Origin of the sequence: Leptospira barantonii (assembly GCF_002811925.1) — a bacterium.
GTDB classification, from domain to species: domain Bacteria; phylum Spirochaetota; class Leptospiria; order Leptospirales; family Leptospiraceae; genus Leptospira; species Leptospira barantonii.
On the sequence record NZ_NPDS01000005.1, the window covers coordinates 119,283 to 135,450 of the forward strand.

Sequence of the window (16,168 nt, forward strand, 5' to 3'; positions counted from 1 at the left end):
TTTTTTCACCAAAAGGTTGAAGGAAAACCTTTTATGAAAGAAGAATCTGCTGGAAAAAAGCAACGAACTAAAGAAAGTAGGGAAAGCTTTTCGCAGAAGGAAAACTTTCCTAAAATTGCGAAAGATTCTTATAAATTCTCGGAATCTCGGGTTTTATGTCCCATCTCCGGAATAAAGTGGAAAAAAAATTCGTTCTTAGTTTATATCTCGGATCGTAAGTCCGATAGTTATACAGGAGAGAAGGCACAGGATGTACCTTTTCCCTAATACCATTGAAAGAGAAGTAAAAGGTGTGAGCATTATGAAGGTGATGAAAAGCATATTCATTCTTCTGGCCGTGCTGGGACTCAACCTGTCTGTTTTAGCTCAGCAAAACAATCAGGGTGGTAATCAGCAAGCCAACGAAGCAGTAGAGAAAATTGACGAGCTGTTAAAAGGCGAGTTGGTTCCCGAAGACGATGACAAGAACCTCACGGAAGAGCAGAAACGTCGTAAGAAGGCAATCCAAGAACAAGAAGCTCTGTGGAAGAACCCTGACTTTAAGGGCTATGACAAGAATTTCCAAGAACTCCACCAGCTCTCCAAGGCATTCGCGAACAACAAATTTAGATTGGCATTATCAAACTACCAATCGGGCGTAAACACGGTTCTCAAAATGAGAGAATCCGTTGAACAATACCGCAAAGAAGAAGCGGAGAAAAAGCGTCTCGATGAAAAGTGGTACTGGCAAAAGGTCGATCGCAAAGCTAGAGAAGATCGTGTCGTTTCCAGAGAAAAACTCGTTGCGAAACAACAAGCTCTGAACTATTTCACAAAGGCGATCAACCACTTAGATGAAATTAAGAACCCAGACTTAAGAGAAAGACCGGAGTTTAAAAGACTTCTTTCCGATACTTACAGATCGTGGATCCTCACTGAGTATGATTTACAAAATCTTCCACAGTGTATCCCCATCCTCGAGCTCTACATCGAAATCGATGAAAATGAGAAGGAATATCCTGCTCACAAGTATTTGGCAAGTTGCTACGCTTTCGAAGAGAACATGATTAAAAAATACGGTGGAGCATCCGAAGATCAGATGTTCAAATACCGTTACAAGAAAAACGTTCACCTTCTGAGAGCGACCGAGTTGAAATACGGAAAAGATTCTCCTGAATACAAACACATCGTTAACCTTGTAAACAAGGACGAAGTGATTTCAGTAAGACCGTAATCACACTCTCTTTCAAACGAAATGGACACGAACCCTGCCCTTCAAACGGCGGGGTTTTTTATTTTGACTCGCTTGAAGTAAATCTCCCGAAACTGCCCTTCCTCAAAAGTACCCGCACAATTTAATATTTCTTAAATCGGAATCTAATAGACGAACTCAACGTTATCTGCTATTTTCTTTCGTTAAACGAGGTTCATTATGTTTATATCCGAAAAGATACTCATCATCGCAGGTGTTTTAAACTTGGCATACGGAAGCCTCACCGGCTTTCCCTACGCGCTTGCAAGAAAGAAAGCCGAATTCCCCTCACGTTATTTGCAAGCGGCGCATATCGGTTCTTTGATGCAGGGAGCGATGCTTTTGGGGTTAGTGCTTGCATTTCGATACGCAAATCTATCCGAAACACTTTCTTTGTACGGTGCGGCCCTCTTTGCGCTCTCTTCCTTATTCTTGGGGCTCAAAGACACGGCCAATTGGCTTCAAGGAGTCAAAGACGAATTTCAAGAAAATCCTATATTAGGAAAAGCTTTAGGAGCGATCGGAGTGGTAACCAATCTCGCCGGAATCGTTATAATCCTGTACGGGGTCTTGTTCACGCAATAACGTAAGAACGGAGAATCGAAAACGTCAAACTTACCGTACGACTTGAAACTCCGTCTTTGCTTTCAAAACGCCGTTGATATGAATTTCCAAAACGTGTTTTCCGGGAATGTGAACGCGGGTCGTCATCTGTTTAAAGGATTGTTTCTTTTCGTAAGAAACGGATTCTTTCGGAAGAAAAACCCTTTCTTCGACCTGAAAAACTTTTCGGGACGTTTTGCCGGAAACTTTTGCATATTGAATCTTATATTCGATTCTCAACCGAAGCGGCTTCGAATCTTCGGATTGAACCTTAAAACCGAAAAATAGATCCGCGCCGATCTTAACCGATTTGGATTTCAGTTTTAAGTTTAGAATTTTCGCATGTATCTTGGAGCCGAAACCGAAGATCTCAAGCGCCTTAGGATTTCCTCCTTTCAAAAGACCGCGTAACGCGTGTTTTAAAAGCGCGTCTCTTTCTTTCGAAGAACCCGCCCAATTCTTTGCGATTTTCAAAACCAAATCCGGATGATCCTTCGATATGTCGTTGAGATGATTGGCGACACTTCTACGAACCACTTCGTCCGGATCGTCCTTTAGATTTTCCAAAATCGGAAGCGTTCTTTGCGGATCTTGTTTTAAACCCCGAATTCCCATTCCCCAAGGAAGTCGCGGTCTGCTTCCCTCGGAAGATAAACGACGAACATCCGCGTTCTCGCTTGAGGACCATTCCGACATTTGTTTCCAAGTAAGTTCCGGATGTCGGATTAAAAAAGGACGAATGGAAAACTCGCAGGAAATGAGTTTCGTGATCCTTTCGAAAGCTTTCATCGATTCTTTCGGATGATCGATCCCGAGAAGTTCCACCACGTCGCCCAAAAAAATCGTAAGAAAAACTTCCTTTCCTTCGAAAGATCGATCCAAGGAATCGGTGATGTTCAACAAAGGTTTTAACGTTTTCGGAAACGGCTTCGGTAATTCTTCGGATAAAACTTCCGCGATTCTGCGAATTCTTTGTTTGAGTTCGAGTTGTTTCCAATCCTTCTTTTTGAATCCGGAGATCCATTCTCCCCTTGAAACCGAAGGCAATTCTTTGGAGAAGGAATCCGCGATTCTCTCCAACACGTTTTCTGTATAAAGATTTTTTAGCAACTCAGCCATGTAAGAATTCCTACTTTGTCCAGTATTTTAATGAGGTCGATTTTAATTGTTCCGACAAACGAAAAGAAAAAAATTTCCGAACCGCGGCCGGTCACAACTTCCAATACAACAAAACTTCCTTGTTTCCGTCACGACCTTCGATCGGAGACCATTCCAATCCTAAAATTTTCGCGCCGATTTCCTTTTTTAAATAAGAACAAATCGAACGAACGATTCTGGTTCTGATCTTTGAATCCCGCAAAACACCCTTTACAAGATCGTTTTCGTTGGCCTCGAACTGAGGTTTGATCAAAGTAATACATTCTAATTTTGGAATATTCTTTTCTTCTCTGAATCGCTGAATCACGGGAAAGACGGATCGAAGAGAAATAAAACTTAAATCCATGACGATCAGAATCGATTCCGAATTCGGAACCGATAAACCGTTCGTTTCCCATTCGATTCCGGAAGAAGATAAATTTTTTAGATGAAAACGATCCTTTACGATCACCGCGGGATTGTTTCTGATTTTTTCGGCGAGTTGTCCATAACCTACGTCACAAGCAAAAACCTTCCAAGCCCCTTTTTCCAAAAGAACCTGAGTGAAACCGCCCGTGGACGCGCCCAGATCGATACAAAGTTTTCCTTCCGCTTTTACGGAAAAAACTTCGAAGGCCTTCAACAATTTGTAAGCCCCTCGACTCACGTATTGTGGAATTACGTTGAGAATTCTCAGTTCCGAGTTTTCCGAAAATTTTAATCCGACTTTGGTGATCTTCTGTTCGTCCACCAACACGGAACCGGAAAGAATCAAACTCCTCGCCTTTTCCAAGGAATCAGCCAATCCCCTTTTCAAAAGGAGATCATCCAGTCTAATTTTTTCTTTGGCCAATGTAGATCGGAAGTTCCCGGAAAAATATTTTTTCTTCGTCTGAAACGGAAAATTCGGAAGCCAGGGATATTAGATTTTTTTGAAGTTCTTCCACCATTTGTTTACAACGATCCATTCCGAATAACGCCGGATAGGTGGTTTTTCCGGATTTCTGATCCTTGCCGGGGGTTTTTCCCAAGGATTCCTGGGTTCCCTCCACGTCCAAGATATCGTCCGTGATTTGAAACAGAAGTCCTAAACTTTCTCCGTATCGGGTTAAGGATTCTTCCCTGGATTTCCAATCTTTTCGAAGACGATTTCCCAAAAGCAAGGACGCTTTGATCAAGGCCCCGGTTTTTAGACTATGAGTCAATTGAACCATCTCGATCTTTTCCGATTCGTTTTTGGAATTTTTATCTTCCGCGTTCTCCCGTTCCATCTGCAAATCGTAAATCTGACCGGAAACCATTCCGGGAGCTCCGGAACCTTTATGCAAAATTTCTAATAAATCTTTATGTAATGAAGAATCCCCATTCTCCCCTTGAACAAAGGAAACAAAATAAAACGCAAAAGAATTGAGAGCGTCTCCGGCCAAGATCGCGGTCGCTTCGGAAAACTTTTTATGAAGAGTCGGCAATCCCCTTCTAAAATCGTCGTTGTCCATACTCGGAAGATCGTCGTGAATCAAAGAATAGGTATGAATACATTCCAAAGAAGATCCGAGATACAATACGTTTGAACTCGTCGTTTGCAGACCGCCGAACGCGGCTAACGCCAACACGGGACGAAGCCTTTTTCCACCCGCGACGAGACTGTATTTCATCGCGTCGAAAAGTTCCGACGCGGATTGTTCGGAAAGAACGGAAAGAGTTTGAGAATTTAAAAAATTCTCAAACGCGGATCGATAAGAATCGAATATCGGAGAAAAGGCAGATTGACTCACTCTGCCTCCAAGTTGAAAGAAAACCCAGGATTGTAAAGCAAATCAGGATTTTACTTTTAAAACAACCTTCCCCACCGATGTTCCCGATTGAAAGTATTTCAACGCCTCGTCGATTTTTTCAAACGGAAACGTTTTGCCCACGAGTGGCGGGGAAATATTTAGTTTCACAAGACCGTTCAGATGTTTGGTCAATTTTTCCACTTTCTCGTAAAGCCAGATCAGATTGAATCCCATTACGGCCTTGTTGTCCGAAACCATCTGCATCGGATCCAATTTCGGTCTGGAAAGATATTTGTATGCGAGTCTCGGCCAATTTACGGAACTACTTCCGCCCATCATCTCGGCCGCGCCGTATACGACCATTCTTCCCATGGGAGCCATGATATCGTAACTTTCTTGAAAGATTTTTCCGCCGATACATTCGAGAACAAGATCGAGTTCCTTTCCGCCAAGAGCTTCTTGTAAATCCTTTGCGAATCGATCCGAACGAACGATTTGTCTATCGTAACCTTCCTTTTTTAGAAGTTCGGTTTTGGATGGAGTTCCGATCGTCCCGATCGTAAACGCGCCTAATTTTTTTGCGATTCGATTTGCGAGAATCCCCACGCCACCGGCCGCGCTGTGAATCAAAACGGTTTGACCTTTTTCAAGATCCCCCAGAGCAACTAACGCGTAATAGGCGGTTAGTCCTTGAACGAGGAACCCTGCACCTTGATCGAAGTTCCATTTGGAAGGAAGTTTAAAAACGTATTTCGAATCGATATTCAAATGGGAAACGTATCCGCCGAAACGGGTAACTCCCATAATCTTATCTTTCTTCTTAACGTTTTTAACTTTTTTTCCGGTTGCGATTACGATTCCGGAAAATTCCAAACCGGGAATAAACGCGCCTTCGGGTGTGGCGCTATACAATCCTTGAATTGCGAATAAATCGGCGAAGTTCAATCCGACCGAATGAACTTCGATTTGTACTTCATTTTCACCGGGTTCGTTTAGGGTTTCCGTTTCTAAACGAAGATTTTCAAGAGAGCCTTTTTTACGGACAAGAGCGATCGTTCTTTGCATGAGCGGAGGTTAAGAATTCGAAGGGAAAGAGCAAGAAAAATTTAAACGTTCTTTTTGAGCGTCGACTTTTTCCAACTCATCCCTTCGTTCGATTGTGTTTTTAATCGTTAAAACTCGGGAGAATAAAATTCCTTCTCGGCGCCTCTCGGTGCGATCGTAAATCTGTATTTTCTTTTTGAATGAAACTCCGGATTAAACCAACGAACTTCATAGATCGACATTCCTTGCGAAGAATTTCCTTGCAATCGAATGTCCAACTCGGTTCCGCTATCGTTTACAGTTCTTCCGTCTTGTTGTAAGGTTTTCCATTCTCCCTTATCTTCCTTATATTGAATGGAAATCAAAGACTGATGAAATTGAATCAAAGAAGGGTTCACGTCCTTATAACGAAAGATCCAATGTTTTTCGGAATTCTCTTCCGCCAGAACCAATCGTGGAGATTCTTTCAACTCTCTGTTTCCTTTTGCTTCTTTCTTTTCGGGCATATAACGTTTTGTATCGAGTTGAAATTCCCATGAATCCGGAAAACTTTCCTTTCCACCTTCGGAAGGCATTTGTTTTACGAGATCCGCAAGATGTGCTTGTAAGAACGGTTGAGTCGCCGGTCCGTAAATCGTATGTCCACCTTCGTAGTGTTGTCTGGAATATTCTTCCGGAGTTGTGGTATAACCGAAATATCCGTTCGTACAAGACAACACCGAAGTTTGTGTGATCGTTTCCTTGCTTTTTGCGGTCCGAAGTTTTTCCGCTTCCAACACTGCATTTGAGAATCTTCGGCCGGATTCGTTGGTGACTTCGAAAGGAACGGCGAGTAACGCGGTGTCTCCGATTCTTGCGGACTGGAGAATCATTCTATGTGGAAAATTCTTTTTTGCTAATACGATGTATTGAAAGAAAGAACCGGCGGTTCGTTTATGACCCTGACATCCCCCGGTAAAAATATAACGAGGCCAACCTTCTCCCCAAAATGGAAGCCAGAATAAAACGGGAGTCATTCCATCCTCGGCTCCTCCGGTCAAAGCGGTACCCGCAACCGGTCTGCTACAAAGTTCCGCTTCTCCCATCTTCGGATTTTCGTAAACGTCCACTTCTTTGGAGTTGTAAGAGTACGTTACGTCCGAGTTCAATTTTTTTCCGAGAAGCTGAAAGAGTTCATAAGATTTTCTTGATATTTCATAACCGAGTCGTTTGGATTCGATAAAACCCTGCATGTCTTCCCTGTAATCGGGAGAATTGTCCCCGTGTGTCGCGTTTGAAACGGCGTGTAAAGGTTCCCAATCGGTCTTAAATTCTTCTTTAATTTTCAGTTCGAGTTCTCGTTCGGGATAAGCGAACACGTCCGCGTTCACCACCTTATTCCAAGACGGAACCGTCGTACCGTGAATCGAATACGTGGAATAAACCGCGAGAGGTTTAAAGGCCCCGTCCTTGTCCTTTGCATCGACTCGGATCATGGTCATTTCCGGATTTACGGCTTCGTAAATTTGTTCGGTTTTGATTTCGTCGATTCCCGAATTTTGATTGGCCGCGTATGCTTCGATGGAGCGATTTCGGGTCAATCCCCAAATATTAGATTTTCCTGTTGCGATTCTCGCGGGTTTTGCGGATTGATACGCTTCCAAGACCGCGTTGTAAATTCTATCTTCTAAAAATTCATACCATTCTTTTTCGAAACCCGGTTTGTTTCCGGCGAACTCGTTGTAGAAATTATTTTCATAAAAATTTCCCGGCGCCGAGTGCGTATGTGTCCCCGAAAGAACGATTCCACCCAAACTGATATCCGTTTTATCGGCGAGTCTTTCCGCGAGTTTATGATGTAACAAAAGAGAACCGGAAAGAAGATCCGTTTGAATCAACACCAAGGGAGAATGTTGATCTTTTCTAATATAGATGACTCTTGCGTAAATTTTGGTCCTAAATCCTTTTTCCGTATTCGCCAACATGGAATAACCGGCAAGAGGAAGTCCCGGAGGAGGAGTGATGTCCACCTTGGAAGCTCCTGCAAAAAGTCCTTTCGTGTTCGAAACGACGGAAGGTTTTTTATTCTTAATCACATAGGTCGTCGAATCGCTACAATTCACGAGGCCGAACGTAAAAAACAAAAAGATCGGAATCGTAAGGACCAAACGGAAATAAAAAATTTTCAAAATCGAATTCCTCCGGGTGAGTTGTTCTATAAGATCGTTTCGAAAAATCAAGATGCTTTCTTTCGAAACGGGATATTTTAAGGAATTTTCATTATAAATCACTTATTTTCTGATTTCAAAATCGACGGAATCCGCTACAAAAGTAAAAACAACGCAAAGGTTCGATATCAAACTACATGAACTTAGGACAAAAACTTAAATTTTATTTTTTAAATTTCTATCCACCCTACTTCGGCGCCGGAATCCGCTACAAAAAAATCGGCAAAGGGTTTAACCATTTTCGACTTTCGATGAAACTTCATTGGTGGAATCGAAATCTCGTCGGCACGCATTTCGGCGGTTCCTTGTATTCCATGTGCGATCCGTTTTATATGCTGATGCTGATCGAAAACTTAGGGGACGAATACATCGTTTGGGACAAGGCCGCGACGATTCGTTTTATCGCTCCCGGCCTCGGAAAGGTTTATGCGGATTTCGAAATTTCTCCCGAAGAAGTCGAAAGAATCCGAAACGAGGCGGATGAAAAAAGAAAGTTAGACGCTTTCTTCCAGGCGAAGGTATACGACGAAAAAACCGGAAAGGTCGTAGCCGAATTGGATAAGGTTGTGTATGTAAGAAGAAAGGAAAGGATCAAAAAGGAAAAGAACTCAAAATAAGTAATAGAGTTCTCCGATTTCCTTTTCACTCAACTCGGGAAGAATCATCTCGACTCCCACAAAGATCGCATAGGCAAGTCTCGCTTTTTTTTCCGCTTGCCTGCGGTTTTCAGAAAGTTCCGAATACGTTTCCTTTAAAAAAGAAATTCTCTTTCGATCGACTCTCTCTTGTATTTTTTTTACCTTAGAATTTCGAAACGCCCAAGCTCGAATCGCCTTTTCCGCGTTTTTCGACAAACCGAACGTCAAAGCTCGCAGGGTTTTCAATTTTTTCTTCGGAGAATTTTCCGAGCCGGCCATTACGATGATATCGTCCGTGAACGTTTTTTCCCAATACATCAACATTCTCTGCGAAAAATCCTCGCGGTTCTTAAAATGATGATAAAAAGAACCTTTCGTAAGTTTCAATTTTTTGCATAAAGAATCTATGGTCAGAAACTTCTCCCCTTTGCGGTAAAGAAGATCCAATCCCGCCAAAATCCATTCTTCGGAAGATATCATAAAATTCTAATAAACCCACGAGATTAAAACGCGAACAAGGGGATCAGATACAAAATTCCGCCCGCGAAGAAGAAAACGGAAAGAATATGAACCATCGGAGAATTCACTCTCAAAAAGATAAACTGTTCGATCAACCTTCCCCACCAAAAGCCGGAAATTCCGATCAGAATCCAACGCCCCAATGAAGAATGCAAAAGTTCAGCCGAAAAAAAGAAAGTCAATCCGGCCATACATATAAAAAGATAAATCAGTCTCAGGTTTGCGATCTGTAAGATGGCTCGACTCGCCAAAGAAACCCGTTTCAGATCCTCTTTCCAACGGAATATCTTCCAGAAAAAAACGTGAAACACCGCAAAACCCAGACTGTGAATCGTTCCTAAAACAAGAAAATCATTCGGTTCCATATCGATTCTCCTAGATAAAATCTTAAACCCGAGAATCGAAGTTGTCAACATCCATACCATACCTTATGGTATGTTTTTTATATTTTTGCAGAACCGAATTCCAAGATTTTCCGAGTTTTGGCCAAATCGGTTTCGATTTAAGTTTAACTCTTTCCGAAATTCCCCGTTTTAGAGTCAGTTCTTTCAATTCTTAGATTTACCGAAAATCCGCACATAAACAAGAATCAAAAACGAAACCGTAAACATAAGGAAGCCAACAAACAAAAAGAAAAGTTTAACCGCAGTGATCGCTCCCGTAAAAGCCGCAAGTCCTTCGGGAACCTTCGGCCAAACGTTCAAAAAATAGAACATAAGAGAATTCTCAAGCAGATCGAAGATCAAAAAACCGTAAGCGAATAAATTCAATGCAATCGGGAGATTGATTCTCATAGCCGCTTTTGTATAAATCGCTCCAAAACAAAGAATCAAAGGAAACGGAAAAATCATATCGATTACGTCGACCCAAAAATACAAAGCGCGGCCAGCTTCTCCATAAAGGCTGAACACTTCCGTAAAATCCTTTGCGGAGGAAAAAGGTCGGAAGTCCATCTTTTTGGGAAGTTCGATTCCATCAACGAGTGGAATCGCTTTTTCCAAAACCTGCATAGCGCCCGAACAAAACATCGCCAGTATAAAAAGAATCAGAATACTTTTCGTCGAAGTGAATTTTGTAAATATCCCGCTCAATGTTTGGAAAAGCGGAGCAGACTTGGAACCCAACAAAAATGCGGTGACGATCATGGAAATCGGAAACAAAGGTCCGTGAGGAATATAACGAAAAATGAATGTAGATACGATCATCAAAATCGGAAGGAACATAAAGACGTTTCCTTCCATCTTTTTTTCGGAATGCATCTTAAATCCCAAATAACCAAACGCAAACAGAAGCAGAAAGATACAAGGCGCTTCGATCCATCGAAAACCGATGTTTCGAAATAATTCTCCAAAAAAACTTCCACCCCAATACGCGAGTAAATCTCCGAAAGTCGCGATCGAAAGGATCGAGAAAACGATCTTCAAAGGTTTTTTGGATGCGATGGGAAAAAATCCGTTTCGATTCAGTTCGAATAAACCCAAAAGGATTCCAAGATGAACCAAGATCACCATTCTTCCGAAAAAATAATAATCCGAAGTCGTCGGCGCGAGCGTTGTCCGCATTCTTAAAAAAGCGAAAACGAATTCCTCCGTTTTTAAAAGATATAAAGGCAAATCCTTACCGTTCCAAATCCAGGATTGAATCGGAGTTAAAATCAAAATCAGAACCGAGGCGAACAGGGAAACGATTGCGAAAGGTTTCATAGATTCTCCAGAAAGAAATTATATCTTGATATCAAGATTCTTGACGCCAAATCAACGATATCTTTATCTTGACGTCAAGATAAATTCTTAAAAAAAGGAATCATGAAATCTAAAAAAACCGAAGACCACGTCGATTTTATTCTCCGTCAATGGTCGGAAGAACGACCGGATCTGGATATGACGGCAATGGGAACGATCGGAAGAATTCATCGTTTGTCTTCGATTTTCTTTTACAACGTGCATAAGGAAGTTTTTGGAAGTCACGGTTTGGCCGCGCCCGAGTTCGATGTTATGGCCGCGCTTCTTCGAAGCGGAAAACCGTATAAAAAATCTCCCGGAGAATTGCTTTCCACTTTGATGATCACTTCGGGAACGATGACGAATCGTATCGATCGTTTGGAATCGTTAGGTTGGGTTGAGCGCGAACCGGATCCGAATGATCGGAGAGGAGTTTTGATCGGACTTACGACGGAAGGAAAAGTTGTGATTTCAAAAACTCTTACGGATCATGTAAAGAGCGGACACAAAATGATGAGTTCTCTTTCCGAAAAAGAACATTTGGAACTTTCGAAACTTTTGAAAAAACTTCTGATTCATTTTGAGGAATGAGTTTTGATTTGGGTAAAAGAAGAAAACGGAAGAGAATACTTCAACCGGAAACCTCCGATTGAAGTATTTACATTTGATTTGAATCAGTTTAAGCTCGGGTAATCGGAATATCCTTTTTCACCGGGTGTATAAAAGGTGCTTTGATCCGCGTCCGCAAGAGTTTTATCCTCTTTCAAACGATAGACGAAATCCGGATTCGCGAGGAAAGGTCTTCCGAAAGCGACCAGATCGCAATTTCCGTTTTCGAGATCGGCCTGTGCTCTTTTTTTATCGTAACCGCCGCTCAATATTAGAGTATTCTTAAATTGGTTTCTGATTTTTTGAACCACACTTTGTGGAACTTCGGGAGCTCCCATCGCGCTGTGATTTACCAAATGAATATATACCAAACCGATTTTATTCAATTCTCCGGCAAGGGCTTCGTATTGTTCTTCGATTCCTTCAAAGGCTCCGGTTTCGTTAAACACTCCGTAAGGTGATAAACGAATCGCAGTTTTTTCTTTTCCGATCGCAGACGCTACTTGTTGAGCCACTTCGATCACGAATCGATTTCGGTTTTCTTTAGAACCGCCGTAAGAATCCGTTCTTTTGTTCGCGTTCGGATTTAGAAATTGTTCGAGAAGATATCCGTTCGCTCCGTGAAGTTCCACTCCGTCAAAACCTGCGGCGATCGCATTCTTGGACGCGGCTACGAATTCTTGAATCGTGTTTTGAATGTCTTGTGCGCTCATTTCTTTCGGCAAAGAATAAGGTTGCATTCCGTTCGAATCGGTCCAGTTCTCACCCGAAAGTTGAACTGCGGAAGGTCCCATGAGCTCGGCGTTCTTTGGAAGATTGGCCGTAGTTCCGACCCTACCCGTGTGCATCAGCTGAACGAAAATTTTTGCGCCCTTCTTATGAACCGCATCGGTTACGAGTTTCCAACCGTCGGCTTGTTCCTTGCTGAAAACTCCCGGAATTCTCGCGTAGCCTAAACCGTTCGGTGAAGGAGATGTTCCTTCGGTAACGATCAAACCCGCAGTCGCTCTCTGAGAATAATAGTCCGCCATGATCGAATTGGGGATATTGTTGATCGCACGGGATCTTGTCATAGGGGCCATTACGATTCGGTTCTGAAGACCCAGATTACCCAGTTTCGCGGAACCGAATAAATCCACAGATGCCTTTGATTCAGTTGTCATTTAAATTACTCCAAAAATGAAATTCAGTATTTAGACAAGCGGGGTTGCCAGTTGTTACCTTTTTTGTAACAATTATTCTCATTTTTTTGGAGTTCATTGAAATTTTTTGATCGCACGGATTTTGTTTTTATATCAAACCTTATGGAGTATTTTATAGATTTTGAATATGATTCTCGCCCAAACGAAGTTTGATTTCAATCTGGTGAGTGATACTTTGAATTTTATCCTTCCCAATTCATACAAAAAAGGCCCTCCACTTGGAGAGCCTTTGAAAATTCTTACGTTGCGAATCGATCAAAAATTAAAAGAAAAGATTTGATCGATTGCGGTTCCGTTTACCGTTCCTGAAAAAGAAACGCTGAAATTTCCGGTTCCCGTCGGAGCCGTAGGACTTCCGCTCAAAGAAATGCTGGATTCGTATCCGTATTTTACGTTTTGAAGCGTTACGGTTTTCGAAGCACCCGGGGTCGCACCTTCGTATTCGATCATGGTCAAACCTGCGGGAGCATCAACGGTTGCGTCAAACTTTGAGTTGGACTGAACCGCAGAAGTCGAGTTTTGTCCGCTGTAAGTTCTCTTGTAAGTAACCGCCGCGCTTCCCGAAGATATAATCGCATACTTGTTGATCGTACTGAAAAAGGTTCCGAAACTTTGTTGAAGTCCCGCGCAAGTGGAGATATCCGGAGTGGCAGTCGGAGGGTTTTTATAAAACTGAATCATCGCTAGATAATCCGAATAAAAGACTCCGTAATTGGAGAATGCGACATTCGCACTTAGGTTACTGGTTCCGTTAAACGCTGTACTCGTTCCCGATCCGCTGAACGCCATCGTTCCGTTCGTAAACGTCGCGGTTCCTTGAGTTCCCGTTGAAGTAAGAAGCGTGATCGAGCAGTTCGGAATTCCCAATGCCGCTCCGAATGTCGTATTGTTCTGAGTTGTAACTCCCGTTCCGCTTACATCGCCCGAAAAAGTCCAAGTTTTATTCGGAGTACTTCCCGTAGAAGATGCGGTGATCGCGGTCAATTGTACCGGACTTTCCTGTTCGTTCTTATGCAAAGAAGCGATTTGAGAAGCGACTTCCCGAACGACAACCGGATCCATACCGTTTTCAAAAATTTCAGACACGAGCATTTGTTCGGTTTGAGAATCGTTAGAAGCGGTCATAGTGCCACTGTTCTGAGCCGACGCGGAAGCGTTCACCGCTCCGTTTGCAGTCGCGCTTGCTGATTTTTGTTCCGGCGAAAGTCCGCCGCTTCTGTTCAGAAGGGCCAATAAGGCCAAGTTTTTATTCGTATCGTCTTTAGAATCTTTCTTACAAGCGACAACGGCAAGAAGTAAGATCATACAAAGGATCAAACCTTGTTTGGATTTCATTTCAACTCTCCTAGAGATAAGGATCTTTAAAATCTATACGTCCAAATTTCGAAAGTAGGACATCGAAATTAAATTTTTCTAGGAAATATTTAATTTAGTAAATTTATTGCCAAAGAGACAGTTTAACATCGATTTCTCGACCGGAACGATACAAACGAATCGAAACTTCGCCTTGAATCGAACCAATTTCCCGATAAAACTCAGCGGAAGAATTCACCTTCTTGGAATTTACGTGCGTTATAAAATCGTATCTTTGAATTCCTGACTTTTCGGCGGGAGAATCTTTTTGAACATAGCTTACGATCATACCCAAAGGATAAGGAAGTTTTAATTTTTCTACGAGATGCGGAGTGACAAATGGAATCTCAACGATTCCTCTTTGTGCGCGAACTTTATTCTCCCTAAGCTGTGCCGAAGATTCGAGAAAATTCGAAACGTGTCCGACCGGAATCGCAAACCCCGGACCTACGGGAGAATTCCCCGAAGTATTGTAAGTAAATCGTTGAACACCGATTAGGTTACCTTGAATGTCAACGACCGCGCCGCCGGACATTCCCGGATAAATCGGTAAACTCAATTGAACAAAACCTTTTTCGGGATGAAACGGATCCACCTTTGCGCGTTGTGAAAAGGAAACGATTCCGAAAGAAATCGAATCGGGCAATCCGTACGCGGATCCGAAGGAAAGATACATCGTTCCTTCTTTGGGAACGTTGAGCTTTGGAACGGGAAGAAACGCGTTTTTATTTTCGTCAATTTCGGATTCCAAAAGAGCGAGATCGAAATTTGCGTCTTCCTTGACGACTTTTGCCTTGAGACGTTTTCCCGATCGCGCGGGTTGAACTATAAACTCGCTCGCACCTCGGATCACGTGTTGACAGGTGAGAATATGTCCGTCGCCATCCACAAAAAAACCGGAACCGATCGCACTCGACCCTTCCGTACTTCCTTTCGGAAAAATGCTGACAGTCGCGGGCGCGACCTTGTCGATCAAACCGTTCAACCGATTTTGAAGATGCAAAGAAACGGTAAGACTTTCCTCGTTTAGATCCTGGATATCGACCGAACTTTTGGAACAGGAAAAAAAGATTAAAATCAAAGATAAGGATATAAAATATTTCATGCTTCTTTCCAATTTTTGAATACGATTTCGGAATTGAGATTCGACTTTATTACCGCACAGGAATCAAAATTCGGACACAAAAAAAATCTTTATAGAAAAAAAATACGTTTAAAAATCGCGTCAACCCGGTCGATTTCGAATTCTTTTTACGAATCAGCTTAACGTGATCGTCGCGTAATATCCGGTTTCTTTTCTTCTTTTGTTGTTCGTTCCTTTGGCCTTCGCGGGACATATCTTGGGTATCACAATCCGCTGGAAAGAATGGAGGACGGAAGAAAAGTTGGTATGAGTCGCGGCTTCGAATTGTTAAACGAAGTGATCGGAAATCGAGGAAAGGAAAAAATCAATTATGGATTATATAGAACCCTTCGAAGGTGAAAGAGCAAACAAATACGAAAACAATATCGTGACGATGATTCCGTTCTACTCCGGAATTTCCGAATTGGTTGCCACTTTGATTTTACGATCGGTTCCATCGGGAACGAAAATTCTCACGGCGGGTTGCGGGACGGGCGCGGACTTTCGTTCTCTACTCAAAGTCGCACCGGATCGTTATCAAATTACGGGCGTTGATCCTTCGGCCGATATGATCGCCATCGCTCAAAAAAATTTTCCGGGAGCCGAGTTGATCTGCGCTCCGGTTTCCTCCTTGGATCCAAATCGAAAATTTTCCGCGGCGACGTTATTGCTCGTTCTTCATTTTCTTCCCGACGACGGCGCGAAACTTTCTTTGTTAAAGGATATTTCTTCTCGGTTGGAGCCGGGAGGAATGTTCATTCTGTTTGATATTCACGATTCTCAATCCGATATGGAAATCGTATTCGAGGAACTTTCCCTGTATCTGAAAGAATTTCAGGGTTGGGAAGAAGAAGCTTTAAAAACATACGTGAATCGCGTCAAAGGTTTGAAAAGAATTTCGAATTCCCGTTACGAAGAATTGTTCCGAGAAGCGGGATTCAAAAGTTGGAAAAAGATTTTCCAAGCCTATCACGTGGGCGGATGGCAATTGTTTTTATAGATTTAG

17 protein-coding genes are annotated in these 16,168 nt (G+C 42.5%); 6 read left to right on the forward strand and 11 right to left on the reverse strand.

Going from position 1 to position 16,168, the window contains the following annotated elements; translation table 11 throughout:
* Positions 1–33 precede the first annotated feature (33 nt).
* The 3 genes from CH367_RS20830 to CH367_RS12365 all read left to right on the forward strand — a co-directional run bounded on the left by CH367_RS20830 (position 34) and on the right by CH367_RS12365 (position 1,816).
* Positions 34–267 carry a hypothetical protein gene (locus CH367_RS20830; RefSeq protein ID WP_165783279.1) on the forward strand — a complete coding sequence of 78 codons (234 nt, stop codon included), beginning with the start codon at positions 34–36 and terminating at the stop codon, positions 265–267.
* A gap of 34 nt (positions 268–301) precedes the next feature.
* A complete protein-coding gene (gene fcpA, locus CH367_RS12360; RefSeq protein ID WP_026131228.1) occupies positions 302–1,213 on the forward strand; it encodes a flagellar coiling protein FcpA in 912 nt (303 codons plus the stop codon).
* A gap of 198 nt (positions 1,214–1,411) precedes the next feature.
* Positions 1,412–1,816, forward strand: a complete 405-nt coding sequence (locus tag CH367_RS12365) for a hypothetical protein (protein WP_100762825.1) — start codon at positions 1,412–1,414, stop codon at positions 1,814–1,816.
* Between the two features lie 30 nt (positions 1,817–1,846).
* Here CH367_RS12365 and CH367_RS12370 read toward each other — a convergent pair whose 3' ends face one another.
* The 5 genes from CH367_RS12370 to CH367_RS12390 all read right to left on the reverse strand — a co-directional run bounded on the left by CH367_RS12370 (position 1,847) and on the right by CH367_RS12390 (position 7,952).
* Entirely contained in the window at positions 1,847–2,953 is a 1,107-nt protein-coding gene (locus tag CH367_RS12370) for a DNA alkylation repair protein (RefSeq protein ID WP_100762826.1), read from the reverse strand.
* A 91-nt stretch (positions 2,954–3,044) separates the two neighbouring features.
* A complete protein-coding gene (locus CH367_RS12375; RefSeq protein WP_100762827.1) occupies positions 3,045–3,824 on the reverse strand; it encodes a TlyA family RNA methyltransferase in 780 nt (259 codons plus the stop codon).
* On the reverse strand, positions 3,805–4,746 hold the full coding sequence (locus CH367_RS12380) for a polyprenyl synthetase family protein (protein WP_100762828.1): 942 nt from the start codon (positions 4,744–4,746) through the stop codon (positions 3,805–3,807). The genes CH367_RS12375 and CH367_RS12380 overlap by 20 nt, the downstream gene beginning before the upstream one ends.
* A 42-nt stretch (positions 4,747–4,788) precedes the next feature.
* Entirely contained in the window at positions 4,789–5,811 is a 1,023-nt protein-coding gene (locus tag CH367_RS12385) for a synaptic vesicle VAT-1 family membrane protein (RefSeq protein WP_100762829.1), read from the reverse strand.
* Positions 5,812–5,918: 107 nt separating this feature from the next.
* Entirely contained in the window at positions 5,919–7,952 is a 2,034-nt protein-coding gene (locus CH367_RS12390; RefSeq protein ID WP_425268845.1) for a neutral/alkaline non-lysosomal ceramidase N-terminal domain-containing protein, read from the reverse strand.
* A gap of 182 nt (positions 7,953–8,134) precedes the next feature.
* Here CH367_RS12390 and CH367_RS12395 point away from each other — a divergent pair, with 182 nt between their 5' ends.
* Entirely contained in the window at positions 8,135–8,614 is a 480-nt protein-coding gene (locus CH367_RS12395) for a DUF4442 domain-containing protein (protein WP_100762831.1), read from the forward strand.
* On the opposite strand, the gene CH367_RS12400 is transcribed toward CH367_RS12395, so the two are convergent.
* From CH367_RS12400 to CH367_RS12410, 3 genes are all read right to left on the reverse strand, one after another.
* Entirely contained in the window at positions 8,606–9,115 is a 510-nt protein-coding gene (locus CH367_RS12400; protein WP_100762832.1) for a TetR/AcrR family transcriptional regulator, read from the reverse strand. The two genes, CH367_RS12395 and CH367_RS12400, sit on opposite strands and share 9 nt — an antisense overlap.
* 23 nt (positions 9,116–9,138) lie before the next feature.
* Positions 9,139–9,519, reverse strand: a complete 381-nt coding sequence (locus CH367_RS12405; RefSeq protein WP_100762833.1) for a hypothetical protein — start codon at positions 9,517–9,519, stop codon at positions 9,139–9,141.
* Between the two features lie 183 nt (positions 9,520–9,702).
* Positions 9,703–10,857, reverse strand: coding sequence for a hypothetical protein (locus CH367_RS12410; RefSeq protein WP_100762834.1), 1,155 nt, complete (start codon positions 10,855–10,857; stop codon positions 9,703–9,705).
* Between the two features lie 102 nt (positions 10,858–10,959).
* Here CH367_RS12410 and CH367_RS12415 point away from each other — a divergent pair, with 102 nt between their 5' ends.
* Complete coding sequence (locus CH367_RS12415) at positions 10,960–11,466, forward strand: MarR family winged helix-turn-helix transcriptional regulator (RefSeq protein ID WP_100762835.1); 507 nt, start codon at positions 10,960–10,962, stop codon at positions 11,464–11,466.
* Positions 11,467–11,549: 83 nt separating this feature from the next.
* On the opposite strand, the gene CH367_RS12420 is transcribed toward CH367_RS12415, so the two are convergent.
* The 3 genes from CH367_RS12420 to CH367_RS12430 all read right to left on the reverse strand — a co-directional run bounded on the left by CH367_RS12420 (position 11,550) and on the right by CH367_RS12430 (position 15,144).
* Positions 11,550–12,647 (reverse strand): alkene reductase, encoded by a 1,098-nt coding sequence (locus CH367_RS12420; protein ID WP_100762836.1) that lies wholly within the window; start codon positions 12,645–12,647, stop codon positions 11,550–11,552.
* A 294-nt stretch (positions 12,648–12,941) separates the two neighbouring features.
* A complete protein-coding gene (locus tag CH367_RS12425; RefSeq protein ID WP_100762837.1) occupies positions 12,942–14,021 on the reverse strand; it encodes a hypothetical protein in 1,080 nt (359 codons plus the stop codon).
* A 103-nt stretch (positions 14,022–14,124) separates the two neighbouring features.
* Entirely contained in the window at positions 14,125–15,144 is a 1,020-nt protein-coding gene (locus CH367_RS12430; protein ID WP_100762838.1) for a S1C family serine protease, read from the reverse strand.
* Between the two features lie 349 nt (positions 15,145–15,493).
* Between CH367_RS12430 and CH367_RS12435 the strand changes: the two genes are divergently transcribed.
* A complete protein-coding gene (locus CH367_RS12435) occupies positions 15,494–16,162 on the forward strand; it encodes a class I SAM-dependent methyltransferase (RefSeq protein ID WP_100762839.1) in 669 nt (222 codons plus the stop codon).
* Positions 16,163–16,168: the final 6 nt, after the last annotated feature.